At 58.1% G+C, this 15503-nt stretch carries 15 protein-coding genes; 6 read left to right on the forward strand and 9 right to left on the reverse strand.

All coding sequences use genetic code 11. From position 1 onward, the window contains the following. Nucleotides 1–115 precede the first annotated feature (115 nt). The 4 genes from I6L40_RS12755 to I6L40_RS12770 form a co-directional block, all read right to left on the reverse strand. Nucleotides 116–301, reverse strand: coding sequence for a hypothetical protein (locus tag I6L40_RS12755; protein WP_216994343.1), 186 nt, complete (start codon nt 299–301; stop codon nt 116–118). A gap of 29 nt (nt 302–330) precedes the next feature. Beyond that, a complete protein-coding gene (locus I6L40_RS12760; RefSeq protein WP_216994344.1) occupies nt 331–528 on the reverse strand; it encodes a hypothetical protein in 198 nt (65 codons plus the stop codon). Between the two features lie 534 nt (nt 529–1062). After that, on the reverse strand, nt 1063–2343 hold the full coding sequence (locus I6L40_RS12765) for a tyrosine-type recombinase/integrase (protein WP_216994345.1): 1281 nt from the start codon (nt 2341–2343) through the stop codon (nt 1063–1065). 253 nt (nt 2344–2596) lie between these two features. Beyond that, nucleotides 2597–2899 carry a YebG family protein gene (locus tag I6L40_RS12770; protein ID WP_216994346.1) on the reverse strand — a complete coding sequence of 101 codons (303 nt, stop codon included), beginning with the start codon at nt 2897–2899 and terminating at the stop codon, nt 2597–2599. Between the two features lie 168 nt (nt 2900–3067). On the opposite strand from I6L40_RS12770, the gene I6L40_RS12775 reads away from it, so the two are divergent. After that, nucleotides 3068–3943 carry a triacylglycerol lipase gene (locus I6L40_RS12775; protein WP_216994347.1) on the forward strand — a complete coding sequence of 292 codons (876 nt, stop codon included), beginning with the start codon at nt 3068–3070 and terminating at the stop codon, nt 3941–3943. Nucleotides 3944–4027: 84 nt separating this feature from the next. Here the strand turns inward: I6L40_RS12775 and I6L40_RS12780 are convergent, their stop codons facing one another. Further along, entirely contained in the window at nt 4028–6001 is a 1974-nt protein-coding gene (locus I6L40_RS12780) for an SDR family oxidoreductase (RefSeq protein WP_156852778.1), read from the reverse strand. A gap of 248 nt (nt 6002–6249) precedes the next feature. On the opposite strand from I6L40_RS12780, the gene I6L40_RS12785 reads away from it, so the two are divergent. From I6L40_RS12785 to I6L40_RS12800, 4 genes are all read left to right on the forward strand, one after another. Then, complete coding sequence (locus tag I6L40_RS12785; protein WP_042030972.1) at nt 6250–6822, forward strand: phasin family protein; 573 nt, start codon at nt 6250–6252, stop codon at nt 6820–6822. 81 nt (nt 6823–6903) lie between these two features. Then, nucleotides 6904–8091, forward strand: coding sequence for a patatin-like phospholipase family protein (locus I6L40_RS12790; RefSeq protein ID WP_215801257.1), 1188 nt, complete (start codon nt 6904–6906; stop codon nt 8089–8091). A gap of 1 nt (nt 8092) precedes the next feature. After that, nucleotides 8093–8734 carry a TetR/AcrR family transcriptional regulator gene (locus I6L40_RS12795; protein ID WP_041207755.1) on the forward strand — a complete coding sequence of 214 codons (642 nt, stop codon included), beginning with the start codon at nt 8093–8095 and terminating at the stop codon, nt 8732–8734. 25 nt (nt 8735–8759) lie between these two features. Further along, on the forward strand, nt 8760–9548 hold the full coding sequence (locus tag I6L40_RS12800) for a hypothetical protein (protein WP_216994348.1): 789 nt from the start codon (nt 8760–8762) through the stop codon (nt 9546–9548). A gap of 94 nt (nt 9549–9642) precedes the next feature. Here the strand turns inward: I6L40_RS12800 and I6L40_RS12805 are convergent, their stop codons facing one another. Both I6L40_RS12805 and I6L40_RS12810 read right to left on the reverse strand, forming a co-directional pair. Next, nucleotides 9643–11073 (reverse strand): wax ester/triacylglycerol synthase family O-acyltransferase, encoded by a 1431-nt coding sequence (locus tag I6L40_RS12805; RefSeq protein ID WP_182925486.1) that lies wholly within the window; start codon nt 11071–11073, stop codon nt 9643–9645. Between the two features lie 261 nt (nt 11074–11334). Further along, complete coding sequence (locus I6L40_RS12810) at nt 11335–11670, reverse strand: polyhydroxyalkanoic acid system family protein (RefSeq protein ID WP_042030967.1); 336 nt, start codon at nt 11668–11670, stop codon at nt 11335–11337. A gap of 258 nt (nt 11671–11928) precedes the next feature. Here I6L40_RS12810 and I6L40_RS12815 point away from each other — a divergent pair, with 258 nt between their 5' ends. Then, a complete protein-coding gene (locus I6L40_RS12815; RefSeq protein WP_216994349.1) occupies nt 11929–12657 on the forward strand; it encodes a hypothetical protein in 729 nt (242 codons plus the stop codon). A gap of 258 nt (nt 12658–12915) precedes the next feature. Here I6L40_RS12815 and I6L40_RS12820 read toward each other — a convergent pair whose 3' ends face one another. Then, nucleotides 12916–14361 carry a bifunctional 2-methylcitrate dehydratase/aconitate hydratase gene (locus I6L40_RS12820; RefSeq protein WP_216994350.1) on the reverse strand — a complete coding sequence of 482 codons (1446 nt, stop codon included), beginning with the start codon at nt 14359–14361 and terminating at the stop codon, nt 12916–12918. 10 nt (nt 14362–14371) lie between these two features. Next, nucleotides 14372–15499: a 2-methylcitrate synthase gene (gene prpC / locus I6L40_RS12825; RefSeq protein ID WP_216994351.1), complete on the reverse strand. Its 1128-nt coding sequence runs from the start codon at nt 15497–15499 to the stop codon at nt 14372–14374. Between the last annotated feature and the right edge of the window lie 4 nt (nt 15500–15503).

Raw genomic sequence — 15503 nt, forward strand, 5'->3', positions numbered from 1 at the left:
GGGAACAGAAAACAAGATATTGCATTTAACATAATATACATTATGCGCAGTCAGGCCTGTAGGTAGAACAAAGGGGCCTGAGGCCCCTTGATAGATTGTTTCGCCTGAATTCCACTCAGGCTGTGACGCCAAGAATCTCTTTCGCCTTGTTAATGAAGTACATACGAAGATTGTCATCCGAAACAAGCTCGCGTGCCCGTACAATCACTTCATCCATAGAGCGATACTCATATTTAGCTAGCAAATCTCTTAAGAAGGCATCAGCTTCAGTCACATTTTCAATTTTGAAACGCTCAATCATATTCACATCCTCAATGTAGAGTTCGGCACCTAGCGCCCATCTCGATAAGGCTGGATAAACTTGCACCTTGAGTTCTGACTAGCAAAATACGTAGCGGTATATGCTTTGGATTTAGCAATTATGTCTGCTTTAGGCGCACCTGATGCAATCATGGCATGCCATTCTTCCCGAAGAGAGACCTCTAATGCTTCAAGGTGTTCTGACTTTTCAATATGATCGACTGTCATATGGATTTCCTTTTTTTTCAAAGTGTTGGGTTTCCTCCTGACTATCTGTACACAGAGCAAATGGCTTAATGCCGATAACTAGCTTTATCGGCATTAAATGAAAGTTGGGGCAATTGCTGTTAAACCAACCCCTTACTGACAAAAAACCTACTTCGTAAGAGATAACACCCCTCACCAGTGCATGGTGTGAGCATGGTTGTCTGGGAATTCCCTCCGTATTACTGATCGGGGTGATATGTAGAGATGAAATGGCTATCTACTTTGTGCTGAAGCGCCAAGCCATTTCTCTCGGCTACCACGAAATAGCAATCACCCAACCCCTCCCCTCGGTCGATATTCTGAAACCACAAATACCCTATTTTGAGACAAGTATTCACTATCAAAACGCTTGAGCAATATGTGTATTGGGCTCCCCCTTTCGCTGTGGCAGCCATTGCGCTCGCGCCGATTGAGAGGAATATGCCGTAAAATTACGGCATTGGTTAGTCCTATCTCTGATTTTTATTTCTTGTTATCTCTCACTTGTTCGGGTCTTTATCGCAACCTGTCGAGTGGTTTTTGCTGAGCGCTCTCATGGCGTTCGCTCTGGCTGGTGTGCAGGTATTTGGAGGTGGTGTCGATACTGTCGTGGCCCGCATCGGCTTGTACGTGGGAAAGCGGTCGACCGTTGAGGTTGATGTCGTGGGTGATTCCGGTATGGCGAATGGCGTGGGGGGTCAGTTGCCGCATTTCGGCACCATCCTGATAAAAGCCATCCAGCTCGGCCAGTTCGGCACCCTTGGTTATTACTGCCTGCACCAGTTCGCGCAGCTGACGGATCCCCAGATTGGCATTCAGTTCTCCCTGTTCCCGGCCGTGGGCTGCCGCTTTATGACGGATAAAGAGCGGGGTCTGCTCGTTGGGTGCCGGCAAGGGCGAGAGTCCCAGAAACGCACGGTAGCGTTCGAGGGCGTGGAGCAGCGCCTGTGAGACTGCGACGGTACGACGTTTTCCCCCCTTGCTGCTCGGTATGTAGTAACCCCAGACACCGGTTTTGCTGTCACGACGAAACTGCCCCATCACGGGGGTAAAGCCGGGTCTGGCCGCCACTTCCGAGATCCGCAGATAACAGGCATACATAAGGATAACGAGAAACCGGCTGCGCTCATGTTGTTCAGGGTTGTCTTGAGCGAGTGTTTCAGCAGCCTGCAGTACGTAGGACCATTGCAGTTCGCTGAAGGCTTGCACCTGATCGTCAGCCTCCTGTGCAAGGGGCTTTTTCACCCGTTGCAGTAGCAGCGCCGGGTTTCTATCCATGTACTCCTCCTGAATGAGGAACTGGAAGAAGGCTGACAGGATAGCGAGCTTGGTCTTCATCGCCGGCTCGCTCAAGCGGTATGGCAGTGGCTGGCCCAGCTCCTTTTTACCGAGAAATGGACGCCATTGGGGATTGGGTAACCGCTCTCCCCACTCTTTGTCCTGTACAAACTGGGCGACGTTGCGATAGGCGATGAGCGGCTCCGGTGGTGACTGGCAGTAGTCGAGGTAGCGCATCATGATGCGCCGGGTCAGCGCCTTTGGGCTGATGGCGACTTCGCAAAAGCACCAGTGCAAAAAGGTGGTCAGCTCGCTGCGGTAGGTCTTGTAGTTGTTCTCGCTATGGCGCTGTTCAAGCAGCCAGTCGACCGCCAGCTCATAGACCAGACCTGCATCAGGCACTGTGTTGAGGCTGAGATTGGCGAGGTAGTGGTTAACCTGAGCATTGCCCTCTTCCAGATAAGTGAGATTGTCAAAAAGCGGCATGGCCGGCGGCAAGGGAATGGGTTGATGAGTCATGGTCTTGCTTGGTTAAAAAAGAAGAGAAATGGCCGGTGGTATCGACCGAAAGACAGGGCCTGGCCCAGTTTGTCAAAGGTGTGATTGACTGGTTACCAGCCAGAAACAGAAATCTGGCATTGAATTACCTTATGCAATCAATATGCACCTTTGTTAAAAAATTTTCGGGGTAAATAGCCTGAAAAATGGTGATAAATGCAATTTAAGTGAATGATATACAAGCCGTTACCCCGATAGGCCACCAAAAAACTGCTTATGCCACCTGTTTGAGCGCCTTCTCCTTGCGCTTGGCTGCGGCCTCTTCCTCCTTGTTGCCAGTGGCCGCTACCTTGCCACCACGCAGCAGGTTTTGCAGCTGATCACGCTGCTCGGCGAGGTAAAACGCCAGGCTCTCCTGCTGCTCCGGGGTCATCTCGACAGGGGCGCCGGCAAGCAGTGCCATCAGCTCATCGGCGGTATCCAGCAGTTTGTCATAGGCGTCCGCCTCTTTCTTGCTGGCAAAAGTCATTTTTTCCACTCCCCCACGAACCACAACATATTTGATTTCAACAGCCATGATGGCCTCCTCCTGTTGATGATGATGCAAGTATATGTATGGATATACAGTATTGCAAATATCCTGACACGGTAATGAGGAAGGCTATGTCGGGGCAAGCGTGACGGGGCCTGCAGGGTAGAAAAGCGTCATTTGACTTCTATGGCTATGTCGCCGGATCATGGGGGCATGACGATCGTACGACACCTGTTTATTCTGCTGATGGTTGAGGTGCTGCTCATTGGGAGCATCGCCCATCTGGTACTGGATTTTTCATGGCTGGTCACTCTGCTGTTTGTGATCCTGGCTCTGCTCACCCTGCGTTGCCTGGTGGTACTCGGTAGCTGGCTATTTACCCGCTTTTACCCCTCCCCGGCCATCGGCATGCCGGCGAGAGTGAAGATGATGGCACGCGAGATGCTCGCCTACCTCTACACCTTTACCTGGCTGCTCCCCTTCGAGCCGCTGCTGATGGCGCCAGACAGGCTACCTCCCGGCAGACGGCCGGTACTGCTGGTCCATGGCTATGGTTGCAGCCGCGGCATCTGGCGTACCCAGCGCGCCCGGCTGGAAGCTGCGGGTCATGTGGTGGCCACCATTACCCTGACGCCGCCATTTGGTCATATCGACGAGATGGTGCCGCTGCTGGCCAAGCGAATTGACGATGTGCTCGCGACAACCGGTGCCAGCCAGCTGGTGCTGATCGGCCACAGCATGGGGGGGTTGGTCTGCCGCGACTATCTGGCGGTCCATGGCGGCGACAAGGTGGCAAGCCTTATCACGCTGGCAACGCCCCATCAGGGCAGCCAGTTGGCGATGCTGGGGGTGGGTGCCAATGCGCGGGAGATGGAGCCGGGCTCTGGCTGGTTGCAGCGCTTTGCTTCTGTGGCGCTCTGCGTTCCCGGGATCTCGGTGCGCACCAGCCACGATAACGTGGTTATGCCGCAGGAGCGCCAGCGTCTGGCGGGCATGGAAGATATCGAGCTGGCCGGCATTGGCCACCTCACCCTGCTCTACTCGCGCCGCACTACGGCGCTGCTGCTCACTCTGCTGGCTCGCAATTAGGCCATAGGCAATCCCCCACAATAAAAGAGCGGGCCCGAATGTGCGGGCCCGCTCTGTTTTTATCTTCCTTGCAACTGCGCTGGCTTAGAAGTGGATCCCCTTGATGAAGGTGGAGACGGCAACCTGATCGGCGGTGGCCTTGGACTTGTCGCCATCCTTGGGATCGGCAAAGGTGCGGAAGCTGGTGTTCATGATGACCTGAGCGACACGCGGTGCCAGGGCATGAACCACCTGACCAAATACCCCGAGGCGAGTGGCCAGACGAACGTGCTTGTTGATGATGGTATCGCATACCAGATCGGCCGCTTCTTCCGGCGTCATCATCGGTACCTGCTCATAGACCTTGGTCGGTGCGACCATCGGCGTTTTCACCAGCGGCATATTGATGATGGAGAAGCTCACCCCTTTATCGGCAAACTCGGAGGCGGCTGTACGCACCCAGGCATCGAGGGCAGATTTGGAGGCAACATAGGCGGAGAAGCGCGGTGCATTGGTCAACACCCCGATGGAGGAGATGTTGATGATGTGGCCTTTCTTCTTCTCGATCATGGTGGGCAGCACCCCCATGATCACCTTGAGTGCGCCGAAGTAGTTGAGCTGCATGGTGCGCTCCAGATCGTGGAAGCGATCGAAGGAGTCCTCAATGGAGCGGCGGATGGAGCGGCCGGCATTGTTGACCAGAATATCGACGCCGCCGTGATCGGCCACGATGCGAGCGGTGATCTCCTCGGCCTGCGCCAGATTGGAGAGATCCCCCTGATAGATCTCGATGGTCAGTCCCAGCTCGGCAAACTCAGCTTTAGTCTCGGCAATCTTCTGCTCGTCGCGGGCGATGGTAACGACGTTGGCCCCCGCTCCCGCCAGCTTGCGTGCGGTTGCACGACCAATGCCGGAGGTGGCCCCGGTCACCAGCACCACCTTGCCCTCTACCCGACCACGCAGGGAGCGATCGATGAAGAGTTCTGGATCGAGGTGACGCTCCCAGTAGTCCCACAGCCGCCAGGCGTAGCTGTGCAGCGGCGGCACTTCGATACCGGTCCCTTTCAGTACCCGCTGGGTTTCACGGCTGTCGAAACGGGTGGGATAGCTGATAAGACGGAACACATCCTTGGGCAGACCCAGATCGGCGATGGCTGCATCGCGGATACGGCGCACCGGCGCCATGGTCATTAGCATGGCGGTCAGGTGGCGGGGAATGAAATTAAAGAGAGAGGCGTTGATGCGGATCGCAGGCTCCGGCGCATGGGCGGCGCGGGAGAAGGTGCTCAACATATCGCCAACCCGCATCGGGTTGGGGTCGGTCAGATGGAAGGTTTTGTTCTCCTCTCCCTCCTGATGGGCGATATGCACCATGGCATCGACCACAAAGTTGACCGGCACTATGTTGATGCGCCCGCCCTCAACCCCGATGGCCGGCATCCAGGGCGGCAGTAGACGGCGCAGCTTCTGGATGGTCTTGAAGAAGTAGTAAGGGCCGTCGATCTTGTCCATCTCGCCGGTATTGGAGTCACCGACAACGATGCCCGGGCGGTAGACCCGCCACGCAATGGTGCACTCGTTGCGCACAATCCCTTCCGCTTCGTGCTTGGTCTGGAAATAAGGCATGTCGAGGTGTTCGGCTTCATCGAACATATCCTCGCGAAACAGACCATCAAAGAGACCGGCGGCAGCAATAGAGCTGCAGTGGTGGAACTGGCGGGCCGCGAGTCGTTCGGCCAGCTGCACGGACTGGCGGGTTCCTTCGGTGTTGACCTGCTGCTGGATCCCCGCCTTGGCGTTGAGATCATAGATGGCAGCCAGATGGAAGAAGTGGTCGATCTTGCCGATCAACTGCTCCTGCATCTCGACCGATACCCCCAGCAGCGGTTGCGTCATGTCGCCAAAAACCGGGACCGCGCGCGATTCATCCACATTCCAGAATGAGAACAGCTCTGGCAATTTTTCCTGATGAGAAGAGCGCATCAGAAAATAGACGGTACAGTCGGGATGCTGTTGGAATAACTTTTTGATCAATCGACGCCCGATAAAACCACTACCGCCGGTAATGAAATAGTTCATAAAGAGAATCCTGCTACTGATTAGGGTGTTACTAGGTTGTTAGATATATCACGATTCATATGGAAATCCGCAATTTGATTGTCGGTTCGTGAGCAAACCCTAATTTCGGTGGTGTGCCTGTTCCGTTATTAGGTAGAACCCTCTATTTTTTGTCCCTAGACTGAAGTTGAAAAATCAGTAATGCCACAACCCGATTGCAGTTTCGTTGTCGCCATTACATTTATCTGTCGTTATTCAAGGAGAAGATCATGGCTAAAAAACTTAAAGCGCTGGCAGGTTCCGTGACCGACAACCAACTCACCTCCACCATCAAAGAGTCCACCCAGCAGATCTGGTTGGCCGGTCTGGGCGCCTATGCCAAGGCGCAGGAAGAGGGCGGCAAGATTTTTGAAGCGCTGGTGCAGGAAGGTGAAGCGCTGCAAGCCAAAACCCGTCAAAGCGCCGACGAGAAGATTGCTGCGGTAGCTGACAAGACTGCCGGTACCTGGGGCCGTCTGGAGCAGGTGTTCGAAGATCGCGTTGCCCGCGCCGTAGCCAGTCTGGGTATCCCGACTCGCAAGGACATCGACAAGCTCTCCAAGCGCATGGCCGAGCTGACCGAAGTAGTGCAGCAACTGCTGGATGCTCAGGACGAAGAGGCTCCGGCCGCTGAAGCCAAACCGGCAGCCCCGAAGAAAGCGCCGGTCAAGAAAGCGCCGGTAAAGAAGGCGCCGGTCGCCAAGGCTAAAGAGGCGGTGGTTGAGCAGGCTGCTGACCTCCTATCCGCTGCAGAAGATGCAGTCAAAGAGGTGAAGGCCAAAGCCGAGAGCGTTCTGCCGTAATCCGTCTCGATGGCAAAGAGTGAGCATCACCGGCCCATGCCCAGCGCTGGGCCGGTTTTCTATGGATAGGGAGGAGGCTCTATGAGTACGGTAGCAATCGCCCTTGCCGGTGGCGGGCCGCTCGGTGGCATCTACGAGATCGGTGCCTGCGCCGCCCTCTCCGACAGCATCAGCGGCCTGCGCCTTGAACATGCCGATATTTATGTCGGCGTCAGCTCGGGCGCCGTGGTGGCATCGGCGCTGGCCAACGGCATCTCGGCAGAAAAGCTGGTGCGCATACTGCTCAGCGACGACTCCGGCGAGATGTTTGATCCCGCCACCCTGCTGCGTCCCGCCTTTCGTGAATACGCTTTGCGACTCGGCTCCATCCCGCCTCTGGCGCTGGAGTGCCTGATGCGCTATCTGGCTGCCCCCTGGAAACGCAGCCTGTTTGAATCGCTGCAAGGCCTCTCCAGGGCGATCCCGACCGGACTGTTCGACAATCGCGGGGTGGATCGCATCCTGACCCAGTTCTTCTCCCGTCCCGGTCGCAGCAACGATTTTCGCCAGCTAAACCGCCGTCTGTTCGTGGTGGCGACCGAGCTGGATACCGGCCATCCGGTCGCCTTTGGCGGGCCGGGGCTTGACGATGTGCCCATTTCGGCGGCCGTGCAGGCCTCTGCGGCCCTGCCCGGCCTCTTTCCTCCCTCCTTGATCAATGGCCGTTACTATGTCGATGGCGCCCTGATCAAGACCCTGCACGCCTCGGTGGCGCTGCAGGAGGGGGCAGATCTGGTCTTCTGCATCAATCCGCTGGTGCCCTTCGATGCCGGTATGGCGCCCGGAGAGCCCACCAATCTGGTGGATAGCGGTTTGCCGGTGGTGCTGGCCCAGACCTTCCGCGCCATCATCCACTCGCGGATGCATGTGGGGATGGATCGCTATCGCCACCAATACCCCAACGCCGACGCACTGCTGTTTGAACCATCCCCCGCCGATGGCGAGATGTTTTTTACCAATGTATTCAGCTATCGGGATCGTCGCCGCCTGTGCGAACACGCCTTCCAGCACACCCGTCGTGATCTCTGGCAGCGTCGCCACGAGCTGGCACCCATCCTGGCCAGGCATGGCTTCGAGCTCAATTTGAAGGCGCTCGCCGACCCCGACCGCACCCTGCTGGCCCCCAGCAGCGGCTCAGTCGCGGCCCTCGACAAGTCGCTGGAACAGCTGCAACACTGGCTCGCCAGGCGTTATCGCCGTGGCGTACGTCGTCCACACGTGAAGGAGTAGCATGGATCGCAAGCCCAAACGCCGTACCAGGGAACGGATCCTGACCACTGCCCTCGCCCGCTTCAATCTGCTGGGCGAACCCAGCGTTACCACCTCGGCCATTGCGGCCGAGATGGAGATAAGCCAGGGAAATCTCTACTACCACTTCCACAACAAGGAGGAGATCGTCAATGCCCTGTTCGACGAGTTCGAGCAGGAGATGGAGCGTTTGCTCGATGCGGTCAGCGCCCCGTCCGATGAGCCCGAGGATATCTGGCTCTTCCTCCACCTGATGTTTGAAGCCATCTGGAAATACCGTTTCTTCTACTACGATATCTCCACCCTGATGAATGGCTACCATCGGGTCGAGCAGCGCTTCTCCGCCCTGCTGCGCCGCAAGGAGCAGACAGCCATCACCATCTGCACTCACCTGCAGACGGTCGGCCTGATGGAGGGAAGCCCCCAACAGCTGCGTTCACTGGCTGCCAACGTGGCGCTGGTGGGCACATTCTGGATCTCGTACCAGCGGGCACTGCACCCCCGGAGCGACGCCGATATTGCACTGGGTGTCTTTCAGGTGATGCAGCTGGTCGCCCCCTACCTGCGGGACGATGCCCGTGTTCATCTGGGCGCTCTCGCCCACCAATACACCGAAAAGGTTTGACTCAAATGCTACAGGGAGAACAAGCATGACCACCTCACAACTCGAATTTGTCCCCTTCCCCTACGCGGATGCGGCCTATGACTATGCTGGCCAGAAGCTGGCCGATAACTGGGAACGTCTCCATCAGGGGGATGCCGAGCCATGGTCGGAAGATGAGCAGGTACAGGATGCCTGGCGGGCCTATCACGCAGGGGATTTTGCCCAGGCCGTCGCCCTTGGCGAAGCGGCCGGTGAGGCAGGTCTCAATGTGGCGAACAAGGCGCTGGTGATCCACGCCAGCTACCTGCTGGAGGACAAATATGCCAAACGTGCCGCTTTCGAGCGGGCGGCCAGCCATGCCGAGAAGCTGCAAAAACGCCAGCCTGACAATGCCAACGCCTGGTACTTCCATGCTCTGGCCCTTGGCCGCTACAGCCAGGTGATCTCCATCTCCAAAGCCCTCTCTCAGGGCATTGGCGACAAGATCAAGGCCAGTCTGGAGAAGGCGCTGGAGATCGAACCCGACCACGCCGAAGCCCATATCGCCTTTGGTGCATGGCACGCCGAGATCGTCGACAAGCTGGGCGCCATGATCGGCGGTCTCACCTATGGCGCCAAGAAGGAGGAGTCCGAGCGTCACTTCAAGGAGGCGCTGGCACTGATCCCCGACTCCGCCATCGCGCGGATGGAGTATGCCAATGCCCAGGTGATGCTGCATGGCAAAAGCCGCCTGAAAGCGGCCGAAGCCCTCTATGCCGAAGCGGCCGAGTGTGAGCCGATGGATGCGATGGAGCGCCTCGATGTGGAGGCGGCGCGCGAAGAGCTGGAGGATTAATCCCCCCGGCTTTACGCAGCAGCGTCAGGCAACAGATAGCAAAGAGGCCAACCCGCGGGTTGGCCTCTTTTTATCGGAATTTTTACGTACCGGATCAGCCCAGCAGCGCATCAAGACCGTTTGGGTCGAACAGCAGCTCCGGCTCCAGCAACACCAGCAGCAGTAGCTGTTCAAACTCCACGGCGAAGCGGTCGACAACTTGATCAGGGTCCGGTACCAGCTTCTTGTCGGTGATAAGCCCCAGCTGCACGCCGTGATCGTAGGAGAGGATGGAGACGCCGACGCCGATATCCCCGGCCTGTGGCACCCAGAACAGCGGCTGGCGCAGGCGTGCACCGGCCAGATAGAGGGTCTGCTGCGGGCCCGGCACATTGGTGATCACCGCGCTGGCTTTGGCCGCCAGCAGATCAACCGCCTGCTGTTGTACCGCCTTGGGCGCCATGCCAAGACCATGGAGCAGATTGAGCACCACGACTGGCTGCAGCGAGCTGCGCAGCGCCTGCATCCGATCCCGCACCGCATAGAGGCGTTGCAGCGGATGGGCGATGTCGAGCGGCAGATCGAGGGCCACCAGCCCGAAGCGGTTGCCAAGGGCACCGTCATCGTCTGGGGATCGCATATTGACCGGCACCAGGGCGCGAATTTCGATGTTGTCGACATCGTCCCCCTTCTCTTCCAGATAGTGGCGGAACGCGCCGGCGGTGGCGGCGATCAGCAGGTCGTTGACCGAGCAGCCCAACACTTTGCCCACCGCCTTGATGTCAGGCAGCGGGATCTGTTCCGACCAGGCAACCCGCTTGCTGCTGCCCGTCTTGCCCTTGAGGCGGGAGGGTGAATCATCGCCCAGCGTCGCAATGTTACACAGCTCGCTGGCCACATCGCGGCCTGCTTTGAGGTAATCCACCGCCTTGGTGGGATGGGTCAGCACCTCGACATATTTGGACCAGAGGGTGCCGGTCAGCTTGAGGCCCGCCTTGACCAGCCGACTGCCGTGGGGCGTGTCGTCATCGTCCTCCTCATCGGCGGGCTCCGGCGCCGCCTTGGGACGGATGGGGGTGACCGGCTGCGGGGAGTTGTCCATCATGGTGAGCATGGCCCGCACCAGCGAGAAGCCATCCCCCATGGCGTGGTGGATGCGCACCACCAGCGCCTGACCGCCAAGCGAGGTGTCGGTCAGGTGCATGTCCCACAGGGGGCGCTGGTGGTTGAGCGGGGTCGAGGCGAGATCGGCCACCAGCTTCTCCAGCTCGATTTTGCCCGCCTTGCCGGGCAGGATCACCCGCTTGAGGTGCTGGTCGAGATCGAAGTCGGGATCATGGCGCCAGCAGTAGGATCCCCCCTCCAGCACGGCCCGCTGGTGGAAGCGGGGCTGTACCGAAATGGTGTGGCGCAACCCGTTGCGCAGACGCTCTTCATCAAGCTGCCCTTCAAACATCAGAACGCCGATGATCTGCATCAGGTTGTTGGGTCTGTCCATGCGTAGCCATGCGGTATCAACGCAAGAGATAAATTCACTCGTTGGCATGCTGTTTCCCTGCAAAATGAAATTGTCGAGACAGCCAGAAACCTTCTCCCTTCATCTCGCAATGAGCGGAAAACGTAATTAAAGATGAGGTGGTCAGGCCGGCTCGAAATATTAAGTACGAAAAGTGATGGCTATATTAAATATCCAAAATGCATTGCTAAACATTCACCGAACAATAAGCAGAGAGTCGAGCAGAAATAGCCTGTTCAATACATGTCTTACTCTCTTCACCGCTATTTAAAATGGCGGGTGAAATTGGTTTCATACCCGTTTCGGGCAGGGTAATCGATTCTCCACATAATCGAGGATCTCCTGCTCCAGCACACTGCGTACCGGCAGCAGCATCAGGCCAAGATGAACATCGAGCTGCAAATTCTCCTCATCGAGAATGAGCGAACCATGAACGCCCGAGCCACGAAACCGCAATTCGGTCTCCTCTTCATCCGCCCATTCACAATCCAGTTGATAGTTTTCGCACATGTCCTGGGCGATGGCTTCTGCGGCCACCCGGGCACCGGCCAGCCCCAGCGGGTGCTGACGGCTGATCTGGATGGTTGAGAGCCCGCGACTGCCTGCGAGCGAATCGTATAGAAACATGATGAGTACTCAGGGTAATGACATATCTGTTGATATTAAACACATGTTCACAACAAGTGAAAGAGTCATTTACATAAATGGGACTCACTTAACAGTGTCTGCCGTCATGGCAAGGGCTGGCGTGGCGCAGGATTTATTCCCGGCCGCCTTCAGGCTACACTTGGCAGTGAAGAAGGTGTAAAAACTGTTTGTTTTTCATTCGGTTGTCTATTTCGAATCTATAACTCCGTTCTGTCACACACAATCAGAGAGCTGTCGATGACCCATCAATCCCACTCCCCCGATGACGAGAGCACCCTCGGTCAGCTCTATCGCCAGCTCAATCGGGTGGCCGCTTTGCGCGAGCAGATGCGCAGCCATCCGCAAGATATGCAGGATCGGGACTGTTTGCGTCAGTGGCAGGCCGACCGGCTGGGGCGCACCCACAGGGATTTGCTGGAGAGCGACCGTTATGGCCCGGCCGCCCGCTTCTTTCTGACCGATCTCTACGGGCCGGGTGACAGCGTTCGCCGCGATGCCGACGTGATGCGGGTAATGCCAACTGCAGAGCGGCTGTTGCCGGAATCCGGCCATAAAGTGCTGGCGCAGGCGATCGAGCTCGACGCCCTCTCCGAAGAGCTCGATTACCTGATGGTGGTGGCGCTGCGCCGCATTGGCGGGCTCAATCCCATTACTGCCGAACACTACACCATCGCCTATCGCGCCGTGGGTGAGCAGGCGCGTCGGGAGCATCAGATTGCGCTGGTGAGCCAGCTGGGTATGACGCTGGATCGGCTGGCGAGAAAACCGCTGCTGGGGGCAACCCTCAAGCTGGTCTCAGGCCCGGCCCATCTGGCGGGGCTTGGCGAGCTCTTCTCCTTTGTCGAGCGGGGTTATCAGGTGTGCCATCACATGGGACGTGCCAACGAGTTTCTTGAAACCATCGCCAGTCGCGAGACGGCCATCATGACGGCGCTCTTTAGCGGTGATAGCAGCGTTCTGGCTTAAGCTCGGTAGACGAAGATTGTTGCAAATATATCGAGTTGAAATTGATCATTGTTGCGTCAGTGAAACAGCGCGCGGGAAGCGGAGCGTTGCCGTGGTAGTGGCACGATAAAAACGCGAGGCCCGATCGTTGGTAACAGACAGAAGCAGCAACGTCTGAACGTCTGATTGTGCAAAAGGTTGCCAGATAACCGTTGCCAGACGACAAAGCGGGCCGATGGGCCCGCTTTTCGTTTATCGCTGTTTGCCGGTAGATATCGGTCAGATCACCAACAGATCCATAAAGGCGTGTACCGGGGTGGCGGCAAGCCGCGGCCCATCCTGACAGAGGGCAAGGATGTCGCTGACCCGTTTCGCCGGGAAGCGGGTGGCCAGGTTGTGCTGGAATTTCTCCACCAGCAGCGGGATCCCCTCCTCCCGGCGGCGACGATGGCCGACCGGGTACTCCACCTCCACCTTGGCGGTGTGAGTACCGTCCTTGAAGAAGATCTGGATGGCATTGGCAATGGATCGCTTGTCCGCCTCCAGATATTCGCGGCTGTAACGCTTGTCCTCCTGCACCACCATCTTGCCGCGTAGCGCGTCGATGCGGGGATCGGCGGCAACATCGTCCTCGTAATCCTCGGCAATCAGGCGACCGAAGATGAGCGGCACCGCCACCATGTACTGCAGGCAGTGATCCCGATCGGCCGGGTTGTTGAGGGCGCCGACCTTGCTGATGATGCGAATGGCCGACTCGTGGGTGGTGAGCTCGATACGGTCTATCTCGTCGAGCCGCCCCTTCACCTGCCCATGCAGCTTCATGGCGCACTCTACTGCGGTCTGGGCATGGAACTCGGCGGGATAGGAGATCTTGAACAGCACGTTCTCCATCACATAGCTGCCGTACCCCTGATGCAGGGCGAACTGATTGCCCTTGAACAGCACATCGTAGAAGCCCCATTTTGGCGCGCTCAGTACGCCGGGGTAGCCCATCTCGCCGCTCATGGTGATAAGGGCGAGGCGCACTGCGCGGGAGGTGGCATCCCCCGCCGCCCAGCTCTTGCGGGAACCCGCATTGGGGGCATGACGGTAGGTCCGCAGGCTCTGGCCATCGACCCAGGCCTGGGATACCGCATCGATCACCTGATCGCTAGTGCCCCCCAGCATATGAGTCACCACGGCGGTACTGGCGACCTTGACCAGTACCACGTGATCGAGACCGACCCGGTTGAAAGAGTTCTCCAGCGCCAGCACCCCCTGAATTTCGTGGGCTTTGACCATGGCCACCAGCACATCGGCCATGGTGAGCGGCGCCTTGCCCTCGGCCACGCGAGTACGGGAGAGCCAGTCGGCAGTGGCCAGAATACCGCCCAGATTATCGGAGGGATGACCCCACTCGGCGGCCAGCCAGGTGTCGTTGTAATCGAGCCAGCGGATGATGGCACCGATGTCCCAGGCCGCCTTGACCGGGTCGAGGCAGAGCTGGGTACCGGGCACTCGGGCGCCATGGGGTACGAGGGTGCCGGGGACTATGGGGCCAAGGTGCTTGGTACATTCGGGGAAGCGCAGAGCCAAGAGGCCACAGCCGAGCGTGTCCATCAGGCAGTAGCGGGCGGTGTCGAGAGCCGCCTCGCTGGTAATGGGGTGGTTGCAGACATAATCGGCAATATCGACCAGCACCTGATCGGGGTCTGGTCTGTGGTTGACGTCGACGTTGGCGGACATCGTGACTTCCTTATCGTTGTTGTAGAGAGACAAAGTGACGGGGGGCCGGGCCGACATAATCGGCGCTCGGACGGATGATCCGGTTGTGCTCGCGCTGCTCCATCACGTGGGCGCACCAGCCGGTGACCCGCGAGCAGACGAAGATGGGGGTGAACAGCTTGGTCGGGATCCCCATGTAGTGATAGGCGCTGGCATGGAAGAAGTCGGCGTTGGGAAAGAGCTCTTTCTCCTCCCACATCACCTTCTCCGCCTCGCAGGAGACGCGGTAGAGGCGATCATCACCCACAGCCTCGGCAAGTTTGGCCGACCACTCCTTGATGATGACGTTGCGCGGATCCGAGGTGCGGTAGATGGCGTGGCCAAAGCCCATGATCTTCTCCTTGGCCGCCAGCTTGGTCAGCAGTTCGCGCCTTGCCTGCGTTTCATCTTGCCAATCTTCGATCATCGCCATGGCCGCCTCGTTGGCGCCGCCATGGAGCGGGCCACGCAGGGTGCCGATGGCGGCGGTGATGCAGGAGAACATGTCGGAAAGGGTTGAGGCGCAGACTCGCGCGGCAAAGGTGGAGGCGTTGAACTCATGCTCGGCGTAGAGGATGAGGGAGACATGCATCACCCGACGCTCCAGCTCGCTTGGCGCCTTCTGGTGCAGCAGGGCCAGAAAGTGGCCGCCGATGCACTCTTCATCGCTGTCGAGGGCGATGCGAACGCCCTCGTGACTGAACTTGTACCAGTAGATCAGAATGCCCGGAAAGGCGGCGAGCAGCCGATCCGCCACTTCGTGTTCATGCTCGAAACCATCTTCCGGCTCCAGATCGCCGAGCATGGAGCAGCCGGTGCGCAGCACATCCATCGGATGAGCATCGGCGGGAATGCGCTCCAGCACCTCCAGTAGCGCGGCCGGCAACGTGCGTAAGCGGCGCAGCTCGCGTTTGTAGTCGGCCAGTTGCTGGTTACTCGGCAATTCTCCCTTGAGCAACAGATAGGCAACCTCCTCGAACTGGGCGCTATCGGCCAGCTCCTTGATGTCGTAACCGCGATAGGTAAGCCCGGTGCCGCTCTTGCCCACAGTGCAGATACTGGTCTCCCCTGCGCTTTGACCGCGCAGACCTGCTCCGCCCAACGGTTTCTGTTGTCCCATAAGC

It is taken from the genome of Aeromonas sp. FDAARGOS 1410 (assembly GCF_019048745.1).
Lineage (GTDB): Bacteria > Pseudomonadota > Gammaproteobacteria > Enterobacterales > Aeromonadaceae > Aeromonas > Aeromonas jandaei.

What these genes read in the sequence shown, in the direction of transcription:
- I6L40_RS12755 (WP_216994343.1), bottom strand. Translation starts at nt 301, where the DNA reads ATGATTGAGCGTTTCAAAATTGAAAATGTGACTGAAGCTGATGCCTTC.
- I6L40_RS12760 (WP_216994344.1), bottom strand. Translation starts at nt 528, where the DNA reads ATGACAGTCGATCATATTGAAAAGTCAGAACACCTTGAAGCATTAGAG.
- I6L40_RS12765 (WP_216994345.1), bottom strand. Translation starts at nt 2,343, where the DNA reads ATGACTCATCAACCCATTCCCTTGCCGCCGGCCATGCCGCTTTTTGAC.
- I6L40_RS12770 (WP_216994346.1), bottom strand. Translation starts at nt 2,899, where the DNA reads ATGGCTGTTGAAATCAAATATGTTGTGGTTCGTGGGGGAGTGGAAAAA.
- I6L40_RS12775 (WP_216994347.1), top strand. Translation starts at nt 3,068, where the DNA reads ATGACGATCGTACGACACCTGTTTATTCTGCTGATGGTTGAGGTGCTG.
- I6L40_RS12780 (WP_156852778.1), bottom strand. Translation starts at nt 6,001, where the DNA reads ATGAACTATTTCATTACCGGCGGTAGTGGTTTTATCGGGCGTCGATTG.
- I6L40_RS12785 (WP_042030972.1), top strand. Translation starts at nt 6,250, where the DNA reads ATGGCTAAAAAACTTAAAGCGCTGGCAGGTTCCGTGACCGACAACCAA.
- I6L40_RS12790 (WP_215801257.1), top strand. Translation starts at nt 6,904, where the DNA reads ATGAGTACGGTAGCAATCGCCCTTGCCGGTGGCGGGCCGCTCGGTGGC.
- I6L40_RS12795 (WP_041207755.1), top strand. Translation starts at nt 8,093, where the DNA reads ATGGATCGCAAGCCCAAACGCCGTACCAGGGAACGGATCCTGACCACT.
- I6L40_RS12800 (WP_216994348.1), top strand. Translation starts at nt 8,760, where the DNA reads ATGACCACCTCACAACTCGAATTTGTCCCCTTCCCCTACGCGGATGCG.
- I6L40_RS12805 (WP_182925486.1), bottom strand. Translation starts at nt 11,073, where the DNA reads ATGCCAACGAGTGAATTTATCTCTTGCGTTGATACCGCATGGCTACGC.
- I6L40_RS12810 (WP_042030967.1), bottom strand. Translation starts at nt 11,670, where the DNA reads ATGTTTCTATACGATTCGCTCGCAGGCAGTCGCGGGCTCTCAACCATC.
- I6L40_RS12815 (WP_216994349.1), top strand. Translation starts at nt 11,929, where the DNA reads ATGACCCATCAATCCCACTCCCCCGATGACGAGAGCACCCTCGGTCAG.
- I6L40_RS12820 (WP_216994350.1), bottom strand. Translation starts at nt 14,361, where the DNA reads ATGTCCGCCAACGTCGACGTCAACCACAGACCAGACCCCGATCAGGTG.
- prpC (WP_216994351.1), bottom strand. Translation starts at nt 15,499, where the DNA reads ATGGGACAACAGAAACCGTTGGGCGGAGCAGGTCTGCGCGGTCAAAGC.